This window comes from Pseudarthrobacter sp. As-47 (assembly GCF_058215595.1).
On the sequence record NZ_CM177088.1, the window covers coordinates 2,011,047 to 2,029,091 of the forward strand.

The window sequence follows — 18,045 nt, forward strand, 5'->3', positions numbered from 1 at the left end:
ATGACCGTACAGCCTCCCCGCCATCGGGGCCCGAAAGGAACACCCGTGACGACGCATCCTCAAAGTCCGGGTGCGGGACCGGCCGGGAAATTCCGGGTAAGGCGTCCATGGTGGAGCTGTGCCGGCGCGCCCGTCACACTCACCTGCATCGCCGTGTTCCTGGGAGCGGGGGTCCTTCTGACCGCTACGGGCGGGTCTTCCCGGTACCAGCTGGCCGCAACTGCACATTCCTTTCCGGAGTACTGGTGGGTACTGCTGAGCTCAGCCTTCTGGGCCCGCAACCTTGCGGGCTACCTGCTCGGAACACTGCTGCTCCTGGTCGCGGGCGTAGTGCTGGAGCGACGGATGGGCAGTGCCCGGTTCGCCGCGGCTGCCCTCACCGGCCAGCTGCTGGGCCTCACGGCCGCGGCAGGATTCGTTGCAGGCGCCGGGGGGCTGATAGGGGACTGGGCCAGGGAGATGAGCGGGCACCTGTTCATGGGACCCAGCGCCATGATCTGCGCCGCGGCCATGGCCGGGACCGCTTCCATGGAAACGCTGTGGCGGCGGCGGATCCGGCTGGTGGTCCTGGCGCTGCTGTTGCTCCTTGCCCTGTATAACGGGGGCTTCGCTGATCTGGTCCGGCTGGGCGCTGCCGCAACTGGGCTCTTTCTGGGGCCGGTGCTGGCCGGCCGGCGTCCGCGGGCCGGCCGGCCCGTCAGCTCCCGCCATGAAGGCCGGGTGCTGGTCGCCCTGCTCGTCGCCGTCGCAGCCATTGGCCCCGTGGTGGCCGGTCTGGCCCCGCACGCTGTGGGGCCGCTGTCGGTGTTGCGTTTCCTGTTCACCAACATCCAGCCCATCGATCCGCAAACGCTGCAAAGCCTGTGCTCGGACCCCGCGCAGGCCAGGGACTGCGCCTCCGCGCAGCTGCAAATACGTGCCGGGGCCGGGGGAACGTTCATGGCCGTCCTCCCCTCATTCCTCCTCCTGCTGCTCGCTGACGGCCTTCGCCGCGGCCGGCGCTTCGCCTGGGCCGCGGCGCTGCTCGTCCAGGCCGGCCTGTCAGTGCTGGCTGCGGTCACGATCGCCGGGGTCCTGCAGCCGGCAGCCCCTGCCACTGCCGCCGGCGAAGGCATCGGGGCGATGGACGCAGCCGTTTACGGGCACCCGCTCACCCTGGTGCTGCCGCTGCTGCTGCCGATCCTTCTCTCGATCGTCCTGCTCAGCGTCCGCGGGCTGTTTCCTGTCCAGGCCCCCGCAGGAACCTACCTGCGCCTGGGCGGCACCGTCGCGGCGACGGCCGGTGTCCTTGGCCTCATCTATGTCGGGGCCGGGCTGGCGCTGGCCCAAGACTTTACCCCGGTCCCGGGGATGGCCGAACTCCTGGCCGATGTTCCGGACAGGTTTTTACCGCTCGGCTACATGCTGGACCTTGCTCCCGCCTTCGTCCCCCAGGACACTGTGGCCGTGGCCCTGTACGAGGGCGTCGGCATTCTCTTCTGGGCCGCAACAGGGGCCCTGATCCTCGCCTCGTTCCTCCGCCCTGCCCACAGCCGGCGCAGCGACGATGAAGACAGGGCCCGGAGCATCCTCAAGAGCTGCGAAAGCAGCTCCCTTTCCTGGATGACCACCTGGCCCGGGAACACCTACTGGTTCTCCACCACCGGCCAAAGCTTCATCGCCTACCGGGTGATCGGTGGTATTGCCCTCGCCCTCGGCCCGCCGGCCGGACCAAGATCCGCGCAGCAAAGCTCCTTTGATGAGTTCGCCCGGTACTGCGCCGCGAACGGATGGACCCCATGTTTCTACTCCGTCCCCCGGGACCTGAGCGATTACGCCGACTCGACCGGGTGGGGCACCGTGCAGGTCGCCCAGGAAACCGTCCTGGATCTGGAGGCGCTGGCGTTCAAGGGCAAAAAGTTCCAGGACATCCGCACAGCGATGAACAATACCGTTAAGGCAGGTGTCCACGCCGAATGGATAAGATACCCGAGCGCGCCGCTGTCAATCCAAGCCCAGATCCAGGTAATTTCCGAAGAATGGGTTGCAGACAAGAAGATACCGGAAATGGGCTTCACCCTCGGCGGCATCGATGAACTCAACGACCCCGAAGTGCGCTGCCTGCTCGCCATCGACGGTGAGCGCACAGTCCACGCCGTCGCATCATGGTTGCCTGTGTACCGGGACGGCCACGTCGTGGGGTGGACGCTGGACTTCATCCGCCGCCGCAGCACCGCCATCCGCTCCAGCGTCGAATTTCTCATCGCCTCAGCCGCCTTAGCCCTTAAGGATGAAGGTTGTGAATTCATCAGCCTCTCCGGGGCCCCCCTTGCCCGCCTGCCCCACCAGACAACGACTACCGATCCGCCACTGGCCGCGGGCGTTATCGACCGGCTCCTTGACCGCCTGGGCGCCCTCCTGGAACCCGTCTACGGCTTCAGGTCACTGCTGAACTTCAAAGCCAAATTTCAGCCCCGCTACGCACCCCTCTACCTGCTCTACCCGGACGCCGCCGCACTGCCGGCCATCGGCAACGCCATCGCCCGCGCTTACCTGCCACATGTCCGAATCGAGCAGGGATTGTCCCTGGCCCGGACCCTGCTCACCCCCGCCCTGACCCGCGCCCGACAAAAGCTCACCCGCAAAGCGGCCCACAACAAGGACTGACCTCCCGCCCGTCCACCCGGAGCCGTGCAGCAAACGATGCTCAGGGAACAGGCATGGGGTCCCGCCCGCCGCACCGCTTTTATCCTGAGCTCTCTCAGGAGATCCTCAGGAGCACCCGCATAGCCTTGCCGGATGGACATCTCCGCGCACCTGCTCGCCAGTGTCGGGCCGGGGCGGGCCGGGACCGGGATCCTCCCTGACTGGGCTGACCCCATCCTGCTCCTGCACCAACCCGGCCTCGCCCCCTGGTTGCTGCTCATCATCGGAGGCCTCGTCTTCACCGAATCCGGGCTGCTCGTTGGCTTCTTCCTCCCCGGAGACTCCCTCCTGTTCACCGCCGGCCTGCTGGTGGCTACGGGAACACTGAAGGTCCACATCCTGGCCCTCGGAGCTCTGATTTTCATCTGCGCGTTCGCCGGCGACCAGACAGGCTACTTGATCGGAAGGAAAGCCGGGCCTGCCATCTTCAGGAAACCGGACGCGAAGCTTTTCAAGCAGGAACACCTCATGCAGGCCCGGAGCTTCTTCAACAAATATGGGGGACGGGCAGTAATACTGGCCCGCTTCGTCCCTGTCATCCGCACCTTCACCCCGGTCATCGCCGGAGCCGCAAACATGCGCTATCGGACATTCATGACCTACAACGCCATCGGCGCGCTCCTCTGGGGCATCGGGATGACTCTGCTCGGGTACTGGCTCGGGCAGTTCAACTGGATCGGGAAAAACATCGACCTGATTTTCATCGCAGTAGTCCTCGCCTCCGTCCTGCCCATAACCATCGAGCTCATCAAAGCCCGCCGCCGGCTGAACCGGGCAACCCGGGCACAGGCACCCGATCACCACCCGTCCTGACCTTCCCGAGGGGTGCTCTGCCGTGTCCGGGACGAAGCCACAGCCACGCAGGCGCTAAGTTTGCTTACCATCTGGACCGGCCGCAACAGAAGGAGAACCCTAATGATAAAGGGCACCGAAGAACCCGCTTCCGCGGGAGGAATCCAAGGGGAAGTCAATCACGACCGCTTCGTAGGAGCCCAGGACCTCACACGCTGGAACGGCCGCACCGGCCACACACTGGCCGCCGCGGTCCAAAGGGTCAGCAGGGCACTGGGCCCCCACTCGGCCCTGATACTGACCCTGCTGGCCGGAGCAGCAATCGCGATCACTCTGACAGTAATCTTCGCCGAGGTCTATGAATCAGTAGTTGAAGCCGACGGAGTCGCGGGACTTGACCATCCGGTACTCGACACTGCCAAGTCCCTCCGTTCACCCGCCCTGGACACCGCCGTCACCGCATACACCAACATCGGCGGCACTGTCGGGATGCCAATCCTGGCCTTGACAGCCACCATCGTCCTTGCCCTGCGCCGCAAGTCCTGGACCCCCGTGATCCTCATCATCATTGCCGCTGCAGGATCGTTGCTGATGACAATCGCCGGCAAACAACTGATCGGCAGGACCCGGCCCGCACTCAGCGACGCAGTTCCCCCCTACGAGCACTCCGCGTCCTTTCCCAGCGGCCATTCCCTCAACGCAATCGTCATCGCCGGGATCATCACCTACCTGGTCATCCTCCGCCTGAAGACATCCCGGTCCCGCGTAACAGCAATCCTCCTGGCGGCAGTCTTCGCCGCAACAATGGGCCTAAGCAGGGTCTACCTTGGCCACCACTGGCTCACTGACGTCATCGCAGCCTGGGCACTCGGCGCAGCATGGCTGGCACTGGTCATCACCGCCCACCGCCTCTACCTGACAGCCCGGGTCAGAAACCACTCCAACCCCTGACGCAGTCCCCAGCGGCACCGGGGGTCCGGCGCACGGCACCGGCACACAGGGCAGAGATCCCAGGGGACCGGGTATTCGTAAGGTCAAGTGAGCTGCTTTCCCGGAACTCGGACTCAGTTCGACTTTCGGGGAGCTGTTTTTATGCGTGCACGTGGTTTGTTGTCTGAAAGCAGGGCGAGGCGGCTGTAGCGTGTTCATGCACCGGCGGCCGAATACAGGGACAGCCCGGCCGGCAAAAGCCGGCAGCCTCAACCCAGAACGCATTTCCCTATCCTCGGGCCGGCCGGCGCCCTCAGGGTGTGCCGGAATCACAGCGGGGACAGACCCGGCCCGGCACACCGGGAATGTTCTCCAGCACTACCCCGTGGTATGTGGGATCAACGGTTTTTCTACGCTGGAGGACGAAGGAATCCGTGAATTTGTAGCCCTCGGCTGGAACGAACCGCGCGGTGATCTGCTCTTCGGAAACTCTGACGTCCAGGGTGCCGAGCGCGGGATCCTGATTCCTACCTGACCAGGTTGAAAAATAACCGGCCTCCGGATCGTCGTTTTTCACATCATAGAGCCCAACACCACCAACCCCGACGGTGACAAACACCGTTCCTCCGCCCTGCACCATGCTGTCGTCCGTGTCGCTTAGGCAGGGTGCGGAAAATTCGCCCGGAACGAGCTCAGGGCAACTGTCTCCCAGCTCCACCTGATGTGAACGCTGGTAGGCATGCTCGTGGGCAGACAAAACCAAGTCGACCTTCTTATCGATCAGCATATTCGTGAAGTCCTTTCCGGATTCGCACCTTTTCTTGCCCATGCTGAAGCAGGGAGCATGCATTCCTACCACCGTCCACGGGATCCCTTGGGAGCGGGCCTGGTCGATTGCTTCCTCCGTCCAGCGCCAGCGTTCGCTTCCCCGCGCATAATCGAGCGGCCTCCCGTCCTTGAACTCAATACCGGGAGAAACCATGATGAACCGGACCACCGGGTGCTCCTCCGGGACGTCCACACGCCACTGCTGGCCGTACTCGCCCTCCACACCTGGCAGCCTGTTGGGAAGGCAACGGGCAAAGTTGTCGATATCCCCTTGCTCCCCGTTGCTCTCGTGGTTCCCGGTAATCAGCTGATACGGGAAATCGGCGCCAAGTTTGCCGGTAACCATGTCGCAGAATTCCCCTTCGCGGCCGGCCTTATAGCTGAAATCCCCAAGGGCAAGATTAAGTTGCGGATTCAGGCCCGCAATGACCTCCAGCACCTTTCCAGCCTCCGCCCCAAGGCCGATGTCACCCTGGGCGGTAAACTGTACTGATTCAGCGGACGGCGGGGGCTCGGATGGACCCGGGACACAGGCGGCCACCACCATGGTCAGAGTCAGCAGACCGGCACTCAAACCGGCCCTCACCACTGTGCTCAACGATCCCACGATGATTCCACGCTCCATCCGGCTCGGCTTCTGTACGCAACAGTAACTTGACCCTCCGGGGAGTACCAGATCCATTTGTGCAGCTCCACACGCTGTACCTGCCTCCACCGGCCGGTGCCGGGCAGGGTGTGCGGGTATGGCCCGGACGCCCACTTCGGGCAACGGGCGTTGACGTCCCCCTACAGCAGCGCCGCGACTCTCACTACCGCTCAGCTGCCTCGCAGCCGACGATAGGCGCCCGGTCGCCCAAGGACGATCGCCCCGCAGAAATTCGCCGGAGCCGGCGAAACGCCACAAACGATGGCACAAAAACAGCCCCGAGTTCAATCCGTCCATAGCTGGGGTCAGTTCGGGTTCTCCACGGCTAGGATTGGGACCCCTCGGAGTAGCTCCCCGGCAGCGGTAGCGGTGGATCACCGTATGAGAATTGCCCCCGCTGTGGGCGGTGGCAGCACACTTCTTCACCGAGGTACGGAAAACCCATTTCCGACTGTTTCTGCAGTCCAAGCGGCGGCGTTTGTCAGGGACAGGGTGTGCTGCAACCGGACGCAGTCGTAGAAGGTGGCGCGTAGTGTTAGTCGTTGCGAAATTAATGATGAGTGTCGATGCCGAGACAGCGAGTTGCGATTGTCAATGGCCATTACGTTCTGCCCATGGGCGGCCAGTTGATGTGCCCGCTGGTGGCCAGTAAAACTGCCCGGTTATGGCCAACAGATCTGCCCACTGATTCGTTTCGGCGGGGTCGGCCATCGTTGGGTTGGTCAGTTCAAGCGGGTCACTCCTTTTCCGGCGAGGGCCTGGGTAAGACGGACGGAATCGCCGCTGGTCTGGCAGACGTGGGCGTGGTGCAGCAGTCGGTCAACGGTGGCGGTGGCGAGGGTTTTGGGCATGAGCTCATCGAACCCGGCGGGGTGGAGGTTGGAGCTGATCGCGACGGAGCGTTTTTCGTAGGCTGCGTCCACGACCCGGTAGAGGCCTTCGGCGGCGTCCGTGGCCACGGGCAACAGACCAATATCATCGATGACCACGAGCTCGGCGCGCAGGATCCGGGCAACGGCCCGGGTGACGCTGTCATCGGTTCGGTGGGCGCGGATGAGGACGCCGAGGTCCTCGAGCCTGAACCAAGCGACCCGCATTCCGGCTTCGACGGCCTGCTGGCCGAGGGCTTCGAGGAAGAACGTCTTCCCCGTCCCCGAGGGCCCGCAGACGACCAAGTTTTCCCTGCGGGTGATCCATTCCAGGGTCCGCAGTGCCTGCTGGGTCGGGCCCGGGATGGAGGACGCTGCAGGGTCCCACGCCTCGAAGGTCTTCCCGGTCGGGAACCCGGCTGCTTTGCGGCGGGAAGCGAGCATGGACCGGGCCCGGCCGGCGGCTTCCTCCGTGAAGAGGGCCTTGATGACCTCGGCCGGTTCCCACCGCTGGGCGCGGGCGGTCGCGATCAGGTCCGGGGCCAGCGCCCGGGCGTGGGGCATTTTCAGGGACCGCATCAGGGCCTCCAGGTCCGCCGGTAGCGGCGGAGCCACGGTATTGGTCGTGGTGACGGGGCTCATCGGGCCTCCTCCGGCGTGGTGATGGTTGCGGGGTTGCCGATCGCGGCCCACGCCCCTGTTCCTTGGGTGAGGGAGGTGGCTTCGTTGGCGGCGTGGGTGGTAGTGCGGCGGATGTTGGCGTTCAAGATCGAGGCGAGGTCCGGGTGCGCGAACCGGCCGTGCAGGGCGGCGTCGCCCAGGGCCCGGTCGACCTGATCAGTGCCGGCGATTTTGGCCAGCGTAACGGCTTCGGCCATTTTCACGTTCATCCTTGCGGTCCCGGCCGCGGCGGCCTCGACGAGCCAGGTTCTGGCGCCTTCGCCGATGGCCAGGAACGCGGCCTCGTCCGCGCTGCGGGCCCTCACCTCGTAGTCGCCGGGGAGCTTCGCCCGGGTTCCGGGGAAGTGTTCGTCGTTGATGGCGGGGCTGCCGGGCCGTGCCCGTTCGTGGCGGGCGACTTCGACGGGCCCGGTCGTGCCGTGGTGGACGATGATGACCTGCTCGCCGGGCCCGGTGCCGTGGGTGCGGACGAACACCCGGGCTCCGAGCAGGTGGGCCGGGACGGAGTACTGGGCGTTTTCGAAGGTGACCATTGGGGTGTTCTCCGGAACGCCGCGGGCCAGGCCGAACGCGACCGTGTGGGCGGTGTCCGGGATCCGGTGCAGCCGCGGGGCTTCCTCGGCGAGCATGGCCGCGGGTTTCCGCCGCGTCGTCCGGTGCTCACGGTGATTGACCTCGTCCATGAACGCCGTGCAGGCGGCCTCGAGCTCGGCGAAGGTGCGGTAGTCATCGCGGAGGTTGGTGTCTTTGGGCACGAGGTCGGCCTTGGCGAGTTTCACGGACGCTTCGACTCCGCCTTTGGTGGCCGGGTCCGCCGGTTGGCAGGTCAGCACGGTCACCCCGTAGTGCCGGGCGAAGTCCAGGGTCTGCTGGTTGCGCACCGGGACCCCGGCGACGTGGGCGGTGGTGACGGTCTTCTCGTTGTCCGTGAGGACATAGGTCGGCGCCCCTCCGAGGATCCGGAAGCACCGGTCCAGGGCCGCGAACACGCTCGGCGCGGTCCTGTCCCTGAGCGGGATCACGATGCGGAAGCGTGAGAACGCCAGCCAGGCCACGAAAAGGATGGTCTTCACCCCGCCGATCCGGGGCCCGTCGCCGAAGTCGTACTGCAACCACATCCCCGGTTCTGTGATCCACGGCCGGTGGACGCGGGTGTGGCCCAGCCGCCACGCGGCTTTGACCTGCGCGATCGCCCGGCGGGTAGACCGTTCCGAACCGGTGTAGCCCAGAGCGAGGAGCTTTTCGTGGGCCTTGTCGGCCCGGATCCGGCCCTTGGAGGCTTCGATCCATTCCTCGATCTTGGGCAGGAACGCGTCGGTGACCCGGCCGCGGGCCGCGGGTTCCCCGATCGGCCGGCCCGCGTCACGGGCGGTGACGTGTTTAGCAACGGTGTGGTGCGAGCAGCCCGTGAGCTCCGCGGTGGCGCGCAACGATCCGGTCAGATCGTAGGCAGCAAGAATTTCCATGATTTCTCCGTCAGACTTCATACAGGGCCTCTTCCTGGTTCGCTTTTGGTGCGCTTAGACACCGTCATCAAACCGCAGGGAGAGGCCCCCACCGCTTAAAGACGCGGCAGGAACAAGTAAGGAAGTGGGCAGATCTCATGGCCACCGGCGGGCAGTTCTGCTGGCCGCCAGCGGGCACTTTCGTGGCCGCCTATGGGCAGTTTTTCATGGCCGCTAACATGCGATACCTGGGTGCAAGAATCGGCGGGTCCGGGGGGTTCACCTGGAGTCTTCGCCCCGTCGGTGAGTCGCCGTATCCCCAGAGTCAGGAGACGACCGGCCAATGCCCTCTGGGAGAGGAAGGCGGGGGGAACGTGTTCGGCCTCGAGGACCGCCGGGAGGAGCGGCCCGCTGCCCCCTCTTAAAGGAATTGGGTACCCCCTTTCTAGTGACAGCAAAAGTTGGAGAGGGATACCGTTGCTCTAGGGAGGCACCAATTTTTCGCGCGGAAGCGTGACGCAAAGCCGGGTCGGCGGCGGAGTGGACCAATCCAAGAGACGGTCCATACCCCCCAGTCGCCGTCGGCCCCTCAAACATTTCCCTGCTAACGAGGCAAACGTCGCGGCATGCTTCGAGGGCGCCTCAAAGATCTGATGGTTCTAGACGAGGCCGGGCTGGCTGGCGAGGATGTAGTCCACCGCTGCAGGGCCCGTCATCGTGAGCCCAGGCCAAACGTGGTGGCCGTCACCGCGGTAATTCCTGCTGTGGCCGAGCTCCTTGATGGCAGCCCAGAAGGCCTGATCGGAGCCGGGCTGCGCTCCGTGCAGGGTGCACCAGCTCAGGTACACCCCGTACATTTCGTCGTCGCGAAGACCGGAGTCCTTGTCAGGATCCTTGACGATGCACTCTGACAAAAATTTGGGGTAATTCCCGACACTCATAGCTGGAGTCCTTCTGCTGGGAAAAGCTCGACCTAGTGCAGGTGCAACTGTGCGGCCGGGCGGTATCAGTGACAGTTCTGATTCGAAGCCGACAACGCGACCGATGGGAGCCAAATTCAAGGACAACACTGAGCGAGATTTCCGCGATGGTGTGGCGGTCGCCCGGGACTATGCGGGTGACACGCCCTCATAGCCCCGCCTTCCGGACATCCTCCGTGAACCGGACGCTGGCTGAACGGTTTTGAGTTAACGGAGTCTCTAGGGAAAGGCCGTGAGTGATGGGCAGAGAAACAGCCCTTTCCGAAGCCCCCTGCCTGTTAAAGGGCCGATATTGGAGATTCTGCCGACATGATGATCCCCCGCGGGCAACTGCCGGCTCTACGCTATGTCTTTCTTTCAGCCATGTCCCGCAGGATGGCTTTTAGGTCCACAGCCACGCCAAAGATCTCTGGTTTTATTTCTACGTAACTGGCGAAGCGGGCAAGCAACCCTGCACCGCGCTCCACACCGTCAAGGACGTTTTTGCGCTGTTCCTTCTCGGCGACCTCATGGAGATATGCGATTACATCGTCCCCTCTGGCAGTCCTCATTGCTAGCTCCGTAAGCAAGGGGCGGACAGCAGTCGGGTCATCTTGGAAATCAGAAACCCAGATGATGCCATAGGGATGCTGGCCAGGATCGAAATCCTCCCAATCCTGATCGAAAATCAGGATGATGGGTTCCTGGTCCATCATGAACCACTCGGTGATTTGGCCCGGCCACTGCTTGTCCATCACTTGTTTAATTACGGCGTCCGTTGAACGTTCAAATGCTCTTACAAATACGCCGTGTGCATGCATGGCCTGTCCGAAAGCGTCCGCTTGACGGTGCAACTCTTCCTTGACTCCGTGGGCGAAGTCATTCCATTCGACAAGGAGAAAGACATAACGCCCGCCTACAGGACCCACGTTCAGGAGTGAAGACACCCGGTAGCTCATGAGTGGAAGGTTATGACCTAAGGGATGCGGTGGTCCATACGTATTTTCGCCGCAGCTATCGAAACGCTCGACATGAATGGACGTGGTGGAAAACCGGGACCCGACGCTTCCGAGGGAATGGGCAAGCTTCGGGCCGCAACTGATCCCGCTTCATCACGTGCTGTTCGGGATCAGCGTGATCCTGATAACTATCCACGTCGGCGGCGCATCGTGCCGCTGGTGGCCACGCAGCCACGCAACGCCAAGCGGGCGCTCGGTCTTCAGGCAGCAAAGCCCAAATGTGGACAACGGCAGATTTCACCAGGCGTCATCAAAACATCCCTGGCTGCGGACATCCTCGTGACCTAAGCCCCTGTACCTGGCCCTGATGGTGTGTCATGCTTCGGCGCATGGGGTACTTCCTGGAATACACCAGCGGGCAGGCTGCTGGCCGGTTCCATATCCAGTGCGTCAGCCTTGGCGAAGCCCTTACCAGGGCTAGGGATGCCTTGCGGGGCTTGAGGTGTACCTCGGCTGTCTTGAGACATTCCCCCGGCTCAAGTCCGGCCTTCGGTGAGGGTTTCGTTCTCGCGGCCTACACGCCAGCTGAAGGCTGGCAGATCCACGACGCCGGGCGGGATGCGTCGCTGAAACGGTGACGGGCAGGACATGTTGCTTCGCGCCGGATAAGGGGTAGCACCCGTAGGTGCCCGGGGTGCGATGAGAAGGCTGAGCGCGGCGCGCACCGCAGGCCCGCCAGTACGGGCAGCGCCGCCAGCGACGGGAGGACGGGAGGAACTGGCAAACGTCTACCGGTCGCTGTTGGCCTGCCCGTCAGCTGGTTACCGTGTCTCCGTGCCGGTGCGCGACCTTCCATGCACCGCTTTCGCGCCGATATATTAGGGTGGCCCTGAGCACGTAGCTTCGATGTTCGCCATTGACTGAGGTTGAGGTATGTTCCACTGCGGCCATGTCGCCTACTACGTCGTAGGCGAGCACCGGGCCGGTGCTGATCTCGGCAAGATCACTACCTCTGCCACATCGTGAGGTTGTAATATTTAGGTGCGGGGTGCTTCGCGATTTCCCTCCGCACAGGGGCTAGAGGCCCCCTTACAGCGCCCGGTGGCTCACCAGCCGGGCGCTGTCAAGCGACCTGACGACAAGACGGTGGCTGAGCCGTTCCGACGTACGCAGTTTGGGTACAACGCCGTAAGTTACGGCAGGAAACAGCCCCTTTTGCAGGCACTCCCCCGCCTTATTCAAAAGAGCCGATAATGGAGATTCTGTAAAGCCGCAGAGCACTCTGTTCTTCTCCGTCGGAGATGCCCTGATTGCGACTGGTGGAAACTCAGCCTTTATGCCGGAATCGGAGGCCGCCCGCTTCCCGGACGACGCCCGGAAAAGACTGCCGAGTCCACGCCGGTTTGCGCCGCAACGGTTATTGCAGGAGTAACGGCATACCCTTGGGTAGTCGTCGCCATCGCTTGCCGTGGAGATCCGTAAATTCCAGTTCCCACGTGAAATCACGCATGTGGTATTCGATCTCGGGCCACTCTTCAATACTGATCAAATCACGCATTGATTTTTCGCCCGTGATAACGCTGGATTCGAAGCAAAGTTCGCGAAGACTTGGAGGCACTAGGTTGGATCCTCCGACGTACCTGACTTTCAGGTTGACGTCGAAGACTGGTACTCCGGCTAAACTTTCGACCGAACAGATCAAGGCCCTCTGCAAGCTTCCAAGCCTTGAAGGATGCGGCGCACAAAGGGGCGCACAAAGGGGGTATGCGGATCGAAGAATTGCGATGGCCGAAACTGAAAAATCATGGAGCTGATGCGCGTTGTTCTAGTCTGACGGACCTTCGGATCGAGCGCCGATAACGGACCTTCCGTCAACCTGGTGTGCTGTGCTCCAACATGGCGGGACCCGGCTTGGATTAGGCTACCGCAGGCTTCCCAGAGACATGAGTAGCAGCGAAGAAGCTCCGGAACCGCTGACCAATTTGAAGTGGAGAACTTTACCCCGTCGAGTACTGGGCTCACGTCAGGTCAAAGGGCAGTGTCTTGTAAGCGGTGCTTTTGTTCATGTTCCATCCGGCGACGATGCCGGAGCCGATCATTTGGTCGCTGAGGCGGGCGAGGCGGTAGGCGGGGTCGGTGTCGAGGGCTAGTTGGAGGAATTGGTGGGCTTTGCTGCCTCTGCCTTCCCACCAGTTGATGTAGCCAATAGCTGTGAGGACTGGTGCTGCGTGTTCGGGGCTTGTGCGTGTGTAGGCGTGCAGGAGGAGTTGTTGTGCCCATTCGATGCGTGACCACTTCGGGGCGGTTTGGGTTTGGGCGAACAGGATCTGCTGCATGGGTTCGTCCATGCCGGGGATGTCAGCGATGAGCCGGTCGCGGATGGCCGGGAACTGCAGGTTCGCGACCAGGGCGTGGCAGTCGTCGTCGTTCGGGAAGGTTTTTGAGTTGAGCATGTCTGCCCAGAGTTTCCGGGCTGACTGGAGCGCGGCATCCGTTGGTTGGGAGGCGATGGTGTCCATGTGGTGTTCGACGGCGGCCGCTTTGGCTGCTTCCTGTTTGGTTGTTGGGAGGTTGATCCGGTCGGTGGGTTCGACGAAGCTGCCGCGGTAGATGAATTCGGCGTTGATCGCGCTGGTCTGGGTGGAATTGACGGGCAGCGCGATGGTTGTGCCGGGTTCGCCATCGTAGGGGGAAAAGGTTTCGTCGCCGACGAAGAGCCCGTCCCGGATGGTGATGCCCCGTTCGGCAAGGACCCCGGTGAGCGCGGCGATGGTGCCGGCATGCGGTTTGGCCTGTCCGGGGCGGGTGGTTTCGCTGGTGTAGACGGCGAAGAGGATGGACGTCGCGGTGGTGTCGCTGGTGAGGTAGTGGGCTACGGTGCGGGCGTAGGGGAGTTCCTGGCCGTGTTGGCGGGGCAGGTCGATGCGCAGGGTAGCGCCGATACTGTTCTCGTTCAGGGTGATGCAGACCAGGCTTTCCTGGGGCCAGAAGCCCAGGGTGTGGCCGATGAAGCTGAGGACATCTGATGGTGTTGTGATCGTGAGCTTTTCCATGATCATTGTTTCCCTTCACCCTCGTTTTGCTGTTTTTTCTGCGGTTGTTGGTTTTGGGCGTCGTTCTGGTAGGGGACCATCCGCTGGGTTCAGGGGCCGGAGTGCAACTTGGGGAACCGGCGCCGGGGCGAAAACTTCGTCCGGGACCAATGCGTTGGTCTTTCAATGCAGAAGTTTTCGGTTCCGGGGTCGGCGCGGTAGCGCCCTGGTTGCGCGGAGGACCCGCCCAGCGATCATGGGCGTATCAGAATGACAAGCAGAGGTGATGCTTTTACTTGTTCATCGAAGTCAACGAATCAAGCCGCATGACTTTCGGCGATTGCAGGACCCTTCATCCTGTCGCCTGCGTATCTCGGCCAACGTGTCTAGGCAGCGGTGCTGACCAAGCAAGGGGAACGAAACCCTGATCTTAGGAAACCTGGACATACAAAGCTCTAGGTCACATTTCCACGGGAACGGCGGTGATAATATCGGGCTTCTGCCGCGAAGAAGGAATGTCATGGAAGCTCTATTTGGTCTGTTGTTTGTAGCTGTCGTTTTCTGGTGGATAGCACGCAGAAAGAAGCGGCAGACGCCGAAAGTTTTATCCTCCTCACAGGCCCAAGCTCCGAAGGCTGAGGTGCATAATGCGCCGATATATACGCGGCCCCGCCCGGTCCAAGAACCGGCCCCTGCGCAGAATACGTCCATGCGTTTTGCTCAGCCTGGCCGCGTAGGTGAGCTCTTCAGCTACGGCGGGCCCTCAGCAGGAAAAGGCTACATACATGACGGTTCCTTTGCCATTATCGATGTCGAAACAACGGGGTTTTCACCTGGCAAAGGTGATCGCATCATTGAATTGGCAATTGCCCGCGTAGATAAGAACGGGCGCATCGAAGACGAATATGCGACACTTCTGAATCCGGAAGGACGCGATACAGGTGCCGTTTTTGTTCATGGAATCAGCAACGAAGCTGTGCGGAACGCCCCGCTATTTTCTGATGTTTTAGCGGATGTTTTAGCGCGTCTGGACGGCGCAGTCATCGTTGCGCACAATGCAGTCTTCGAAGAACGATTCATCGCGGCCGAGTTGGCTCGCGCCGGGGTGACAACACCGCCGCTGCCAGCCCTGTGTTCTCTATGGCTGGGGCAGCAAACCTTCGATACCCCGAATCACAAGCTGGGCACTCTCGCCCAGCATGCAGGAATACCCCTGGTTGATGCTCACTCTGCCCTTGGCGACGTTAGGGCGACAGCGGCGTTGCTTCCCTTAATGCTTGACAGGTATGAGCCAACCATTGGGTTCGGGCATGATCCGGCGCGTGGTCTTTTTGATCCTTACCGCTTGGGTGCAGTAAACCCGATGACTCGGGCCGCTTCATTGAGAAAGGGCGCCGACGGTTGGATGCACTCCTTGATGTCGCGCCTCCCCATCAGTGCAGGCGATGTCAGTGACGCCTCGGCCGCAGAATATCTTGAAGCGCTTGCCGTTGCCCTGGAGGACGGCAAGATTGTCGGCGATGAGGCTAAAGCCCTGGCCAAAGTCGCTGGTAGGGGCGGCATGGGGGCCGAACAGGTTCGCGGCCTCAATGAACTGTTCTTGGAGATGATGCGCGAAGCCGCGTTCGCAGACCAAATGTTTACAGCTGGCGAGCTCACCGAGCTTAAGCGCGCAGCAGATGCTCTGGCCGCCCCCGGCTATTTCGACGATCTACAGGCGACCGTGACGCAAACCGATGTTCCCGTAGGACAGGAAGCAGATTCAGCAACACAGGCGGCGAAGCCCCGACAATGTGGACACTGCCGGACACCTGGCCACTACCGTTCGAAGTGCCCTGAACTGAACTGATAAGGCCTGTGGACATTGTCCACACTCTCAGCGTTGGATCGGGCTTTAGAGCCGTCGAACTGCTTCGAATTCCGCACGTTTTCGGGAGTTCCCAATATTTGCAAGGCCTCGAATGCAGTTCGAGTCCCACCTCGGGCACAGTGTTTCCGCAGGTCAGTGGCTTTTTAGCTTTCGAGTGTTGACAAACCTTGACGTGACTCTGCATGAGTCGTATAAGCGGGTGTCCAACCGGTCGCGTTTTGCATGACAGTTCTGCCGTGCCGTCCTCGCCCCAAGGCAAAGCGCCAACACCATTCGGCAGTTATGGTTTTGGTTTAGGCTTCGTTTTCCTGGCAGTCTCATAGTCCTCGGCAAGTGTCGAGGGGATATTGGCCTCGTCTGCAATACGTTGAACCTCGAAGAGACGGTTAGGTTCCTCTCGGAGGCTTTCAATGATCCAGCAGGCCATGGCTGTCGCCATGCCAAGGTCCAGCAGGTTCACCACTGGAAAGCGGTCGACGGCCTGTTGAAGAAGCGAGGTTTCCCCTGTCAATTCATCGACGGCGAGGTAGCCCGTAATCGTGCTACTGGTGACGTGGGTAGCTTGACAGAGTCGAACGAATTCAAAGCGCAGCAGCCCACTTTTCGGTTCCCGGGTGTTAGCGGCCAATGCCGAATTCCAGGCACAGCTCACGTTCCGGCGGCAGCAGGGACTAAGGCATGAGTTCACCGGAATTGATGTAGATTCGCCAGCACCCAAGACCGCCCGGCTTCGGTGTTGAGTCCGGTTTTGCTCCGGTCCACGAGGCCGCTTTGGATGCGTCGTATCAGAAGGGGACCTGACCGAGGAACAGCGCTTTTGACAACGAGCGTTCGGCGCCAGGCCGCCTGGATACATGGCGGGGAAGCTGTGATCGATTCCCCGATCGTCCGCGATCTGGTGCGGTGTAGCTGGCGGGATGTACCGCATCAATGCCAGCGGCGACTTCCCAGGACGGTCACCGCGGCGGTGATGGCGATGCCGAGGCCGATCGGGACGCTGAAATGTGTCTGGAGCAGGATCGCTCCGATGGCGGCCCCGGCGAACATAGCGAGGACAGCGCCCAGCCGTCGGTTGAATAACCGGGGCCGTTGCTTGCCCACAAGTGACTCCCCGGCGAGGGAAGTCATGGTGGAAGTAATGACCACGGTGGTCATGTCTCGTACGCCCAAATGCCGCGCAATCAGGGCCTGGGAGCCCATGTGCATGGCGATAACGGCGGCAACAATGACACCAATGGACTGCCGGCCGACGTCTTCTACGATGAGGGAGACGGCGGCGGTTCCCGTCAACGCGATACAACCCGCTGTGAGGAGGAGTGTGACCCGGCGGTTCCAGCCTTTCGGGCTTGACTGGAGCGTAAATCCGGCAACCGCCGCGCCGAGGAGAAAGGCACCAAGTGCTACCAGTGGGCCCAAAGCTGGCAGGTTCGGCGCCCCGGCCAACGCCATCGCAAGAATCACCACGTTGCCGGTCATGTTTCCGGTGAAGACGCGGTCAAGGGCAAGGTAGCCGACCGCGTCAACGACACCTGTAACGAGCGTGAGGGCCATCATGAGCATCAGTCGGAACTTTTCCGGAGACGCATTTTCTTGCAGGGTAGAGGCGGTTTTGGTACCTGGGCTGGCTACGGCTGATGTCATGGTTTAAGGGATCTTTCATCGTGAGGGATGGTCTCTATGACCCCCCGACATGCTTATGGGTGGTTTTAGGCGGACCGGCTGGCAACTACGGCGATGCCGTCGCTCCGGGGATCTGCGCCGGCGGCTAGGGCGCTCAGCCTTCAAGCTTGGAATGCTCGCCCAGACGGTGCCAAGAACGGTTGTGGTAGACCAGTGCGTTGCCGGGTTCGCCCGCCTGGACGTCACGCATCACGCGGGACTCCAAGGCGTGAACGGCGATGATTGTGGAGGTCCCCACCTCCATGCGATTGATGACGGCGCAGCGCACCCAGGCGCGGACATCCTCATACACTGCTTCGCCGGTTGCAAGGGGCGACCAGCGGTGCGTCTGGTCAAACCGGTCGGCTCCAGGGGTCGCTCCAAACTTCGCCAAGTCGACGTCGTGCGCGTCCAGCAGGTGCACGACGACGGTATCGGCGCGCGAAAGCACTTCGGACGCAGAGGACAGTGCCGAGACCGAGAAAATCAGCAATGGAGGTTCCGCACTCACTGACACGACCGACGATACCGTCAGTGCCACCGGTCCTTCGCCGGCATCGGCCGTGATGACGGCGACACCTCCCGGGTGCCCACGGAACAGTGCCTTGAATTCGTCAGCCGGGAGGGAGGACGGGAAGCTTTGCTTCGGAGCTTCGAGCCAAGTGTCTGCGGGGTAGGCGTGAAACATCG

At 62.2% G+C, this 18,045-nt stretch carries 15 protein-coding genes; 5 read left to right on the top strand and 10 right to left on the bottom strand.

The window, feature by feature from the left end; all coding sequences use genetic code 11:
• Window positions 1-45 precede the first annotated feature (45 nt).
• The 3 genes from AC4BCK_RS09345 to AC4BCK_RS09355 all read left to right on the top strand — a co-directional run bounded on the left by AC4BCK_RS09345 (window position 46) and on the right by AC4BCK_RS09355 (window position 4,428).
• Entirely contained in the window at window positions 46-2,646 is a 2,601-nt protein-coding gene (locus AC4BCK_RS09345) for a bifunctional lysylphosphatidylglycerol flippase/synthetase MprF (protein WP_306971580.1), read from the top strand.
• A 132-nt stretch (window positions 2,647-2,778) separates the two neighbouring features.
• On the top strand, window positions 2,779-3,498 hold the full coding sequence (locus tag AC4BCK_RS09350) for a DedA family protein (RefSeq protein ID WP_306971578.1): 720 nt from the start codon (window positions 2,779-2,781) through the stop codon (window positions 3,496-3,498).
• Window positions 3,499-3,600: 102 nt separating this feature from the next.
• Complete coding sequence (locus AC4BCK_RS09355) at window positions 3,601-4,428, top strand: phosphatase PAP2 family protein (RefSeq protein WP_306971576.1); 828 nt, start codon at window positions 3,601-3,603, stop codon at window positions 4,426-4,428.
• Window positions 4,429-4,720: 292 nt separating this feature from the next.
• Here the strand turns inward: AC4BCK_RS09355 and AC4BCK_RS09360 are convergent, their stop codons facing one another.
• From AC4BCK_RS09360 to AC4BCK_RS09380, 5 genes are all read right to left on the bottom strand, one after another.
• The gene (locus AC4BCK_RS09360; RefSeq protein WP_330189295.1) at window positions 4,721-5,674 is read right to left on the bottom strand and encodes a metallophosphoesterase; all 954 of its coding nucleotides are present in this window, start codon (window positions 5,672-5,674) and stop codon (window positions 4,721-4,723) included.
• A gap of 929 nt (window positions 5,675-6,603) precedes the next feature.
• Window positions 6,604-7,392 (bottom strand): IS21-like element helper ATPase IstB, encoded by a 789-nt coding sequence (istB, locus tag AC4BCK_RS09365; protein WP_237428195.1) that lies wholly within the window; start codon window positions 7,390-7,392, stop codon window positions 6,604-6,606.
• A complete protein-coding gene (istA, locus tag AC4BCK_RS09370) occupies window positions 7,389-8,918 on the bottom strand; it encodes an IS21 family transposase (RefSeq protein ID WP_237428196.1) in 1,530 nt (509 codons plus the stop codon). The genes istB and istA overlap by 4 nt, the downstream gene beginning before the upstream one ends.
• 617 nt (window positions 8,919-9,535) lie before the next feature.
• Window positions 9,536-9,817 (bottom strand): hypothetical protein, encoded by a 282-nt coding sequence (locus AC4BCK_RS09375; RefSeq protein ID WP_306971571.1) that lies wholly within the window; start codon window positions 9,815-9,817, stop codon window positions 9,536-9,538.
• A gap of 383 nt (window positions 9,818-10,200) precedes the next feature.
• On the bottom strand, window positions 10,201-10,794 hold the full coding sequence (locus AC4BCK_RS09380) for a hypothetical protein (RefSeq protein ID WP_490566845.1): 594 nt from the start codon (window positions 10,792-10,794) through the stop codon (window positions 10,201-10,203).
• A gap of 24 nt (window positions 10,795-10,818) precedes the next feature.
• On the opposite strand from AC4BCK_RS09380, the gene AC4BCK_RS09385 reads away from it, so the two are divergent.
• The gene (locus tag AC4BCK_RS09385) at window positions 10,819-11,142 is read left to right on the top strand and encodes a hypothetical protein (protein WP_306971567.1); all 324 of its coding nucleotides are present in this window, start codon (window positions 10,819-10,821) and stop codon (window positions 11,140-11,142) included.
• Between the two features lie 465 nt (window positions 11,143-11,607).
• Here the strand turns inward: AC4BCK_RS09385 and AC4BCK_RS09390 are convergent, their stop codons facing one another.
• A complete protein-coding gene (locus AC4BCK_RS09390) occupies window positions 11,608-11,745 on the bottom strand; it encodes a hypothetical protein (RefSeq protein WP_306971565.1) in 138 nt (45 codons plus the stop codon).
• A gap of 1,067 nt (window positions 11,746-12,812) precedes the next feature.
• Window positions 12,813-13,847 carry a DUF4192 domain-containing protein gene (locus tag AC4BCK_RS09395; RefSeq protein WP_330188712.1) on the bottom strand — a complete coding sequence of 345 codons (1,035 nt, stop codon included), beginning with the start codon at window positions 13,845-13,847 and terminating at the stop codon, window positions 12,813-12,815.
• 688 nt (window positions 13,848-14,535) lie between these two features.
• On the opposite strand from AC4BCK_RS09395, the gene AC4BCK_RS09400 reads away from it, so the two are divergent.
• On the top strand, window positions 14,536-15,675 hold the full coding sequence (locus tag AC4BCK_RS09400) for a 3'-5' exonuclease (RefSeq protein ID WP_330188713.1): 1,140 nt from the start codon (window positions 14,536-14,538) through the stop codon (window positions 15,673-15,675).
• A 301-nt stretch (window positions 15,676-15,976) separates the two neighbouring features.
• Here AC4BCK_RS09400 and AC4BCK_RS09405 read toward each other — a convergent pair whose 3' ends face one another.
• The 3 genes from AC4BCK_RS09405 to AC4BCK_RS09415 all read right to left on the bottom strand — a co-directional run bounded on the left by AC4BCK_RS09405 (window position 15,977) and on the right by AC4BCK_RS09415 (window position 18,043).
• Window positions 15,977-16,324, bottom strand: a complete 348-nt coding sequence (locus tag AC4BCK_RS09405; RefSeq protein WP_174174760.1) for a hypothetical protein — start codon at window positions 16,322-16,324, stop codon at window positions 15,977-15,979.
• Window positions 16,325-16,623: 299 nt separating this feature from the next.
• Window positions 16,624-17,250, bottom strand: a complete 627-nt coding sequence (locus AC4BCK_RS09410; RefSeq protein WP_490566846.1) for a YoaK family protein — start codon at window positions 17,248-17,250, stop codon at window positions 16,624-16,626.
• A 220-nt stretch (window positions 17,251-17,470) separates the two neighbouring features.
• Window positions 17,471-18,043, bottom strand: coding sequence for a flavin reductase family protein (locus AC4BCK_RS09415; protein WP_330188715.1), 573 nt, complete (start codon window positions 18,041-18,043; stop codon window positions 17,471-17,473).
• Window positions 18,044-18,045: the final 2 nt, after the last annotated feature.

Excerpts from the sequence above, each read along its gene's own strand:
- AC4BCK_RS09385 (WP_306971567.1), top strand. The coding sequence starts at position 10,819 with ATGCGGTGGTCCATACGTATTTTCGCCGCAGCTATCGAAACGCTCGAC.
- istA (WP_237428196.1), bottom strand. The coding sequence starts at position 8,918 with ATGAAGTCTGACGGAGAAATCATGGAAATTCTTGCTGCCTACGATCTG.
- AC4BCK_RS09355 (WP_306971576.1), top strand. The coding sequence starts at position 3,601 with ATGATAAAGGGCACCGAAGAACCCGCTTCCGCGGGAGGAATCCAAGGG.
- AC4BCK_RS09350 (WP_306971578.1), top strand. The coding sequence starts at position 2,779 with ATGGACATCTCCGCGCACCTGCTCGCCAGTGTCGGGCCGGGGCGGGCC.
- AC4BCK_RS09395 (WP_330188712.1), bottom strand. The coding sequence starts at position 13,847 with ATGGAAAAGCTCACGATCACAACACCATCAGATGTCCTCAGCTTCATC.
- AC4BCK_RS09390 (WP_306971565.1), bottom strand. The coding sequence starts at position 11,745 with ATGGCCGCAGTGGAACATACCTCAACCTCAGTCAATGGCGAACATCGA.
- istB (WP_237428195.1), bottom strand. The coding sequence starts at position 7,392 with ATGAGCCCCGTCACCACGACCAATACCGTGGCTCCGCCGCTACCGGCG.
- AC4BCK_RS09380 (WP_490566845.1), bottom strand. The coding sequence starts at position 10,794 with ATGAGCTACCGGGTGTCTTCACTCCTGAACGTGGGTCCTGTAGGCGGG.
- AC4BCK_RS09415 (WP_330188715.1), bottom strand. The coding sequence starts at position 18,043 with ATGTTTCACGCCTACCCCGCAGACACTTGGCTCGAAGCTCCGAAGCAA.
- AC4BCK_RS09400 (WP_330188713.1), top strand. The coding sequence starts at position 14,536 with ATGCGTTTTGCTCAGCCTGGCCGCGTAGGTGAGCTCTTCAGCTACGGC.
- AC4BCK_RS09410 (WP_490566846.1), bottom strand. The coding sequence starts at position 17,250 with ATGATGGCCCTCACGCTCGTTACAGGTGTCGTTGACGCGGTCGGCTAC.
- AC4BCK_RS09375 (WP_306971571.1), bottom strand. The coding sequence starts at position 9,817 with ATGAGTGTCGGGAATTACCCCAAATTTTTGTCAGAGTGCATCGTCAAG.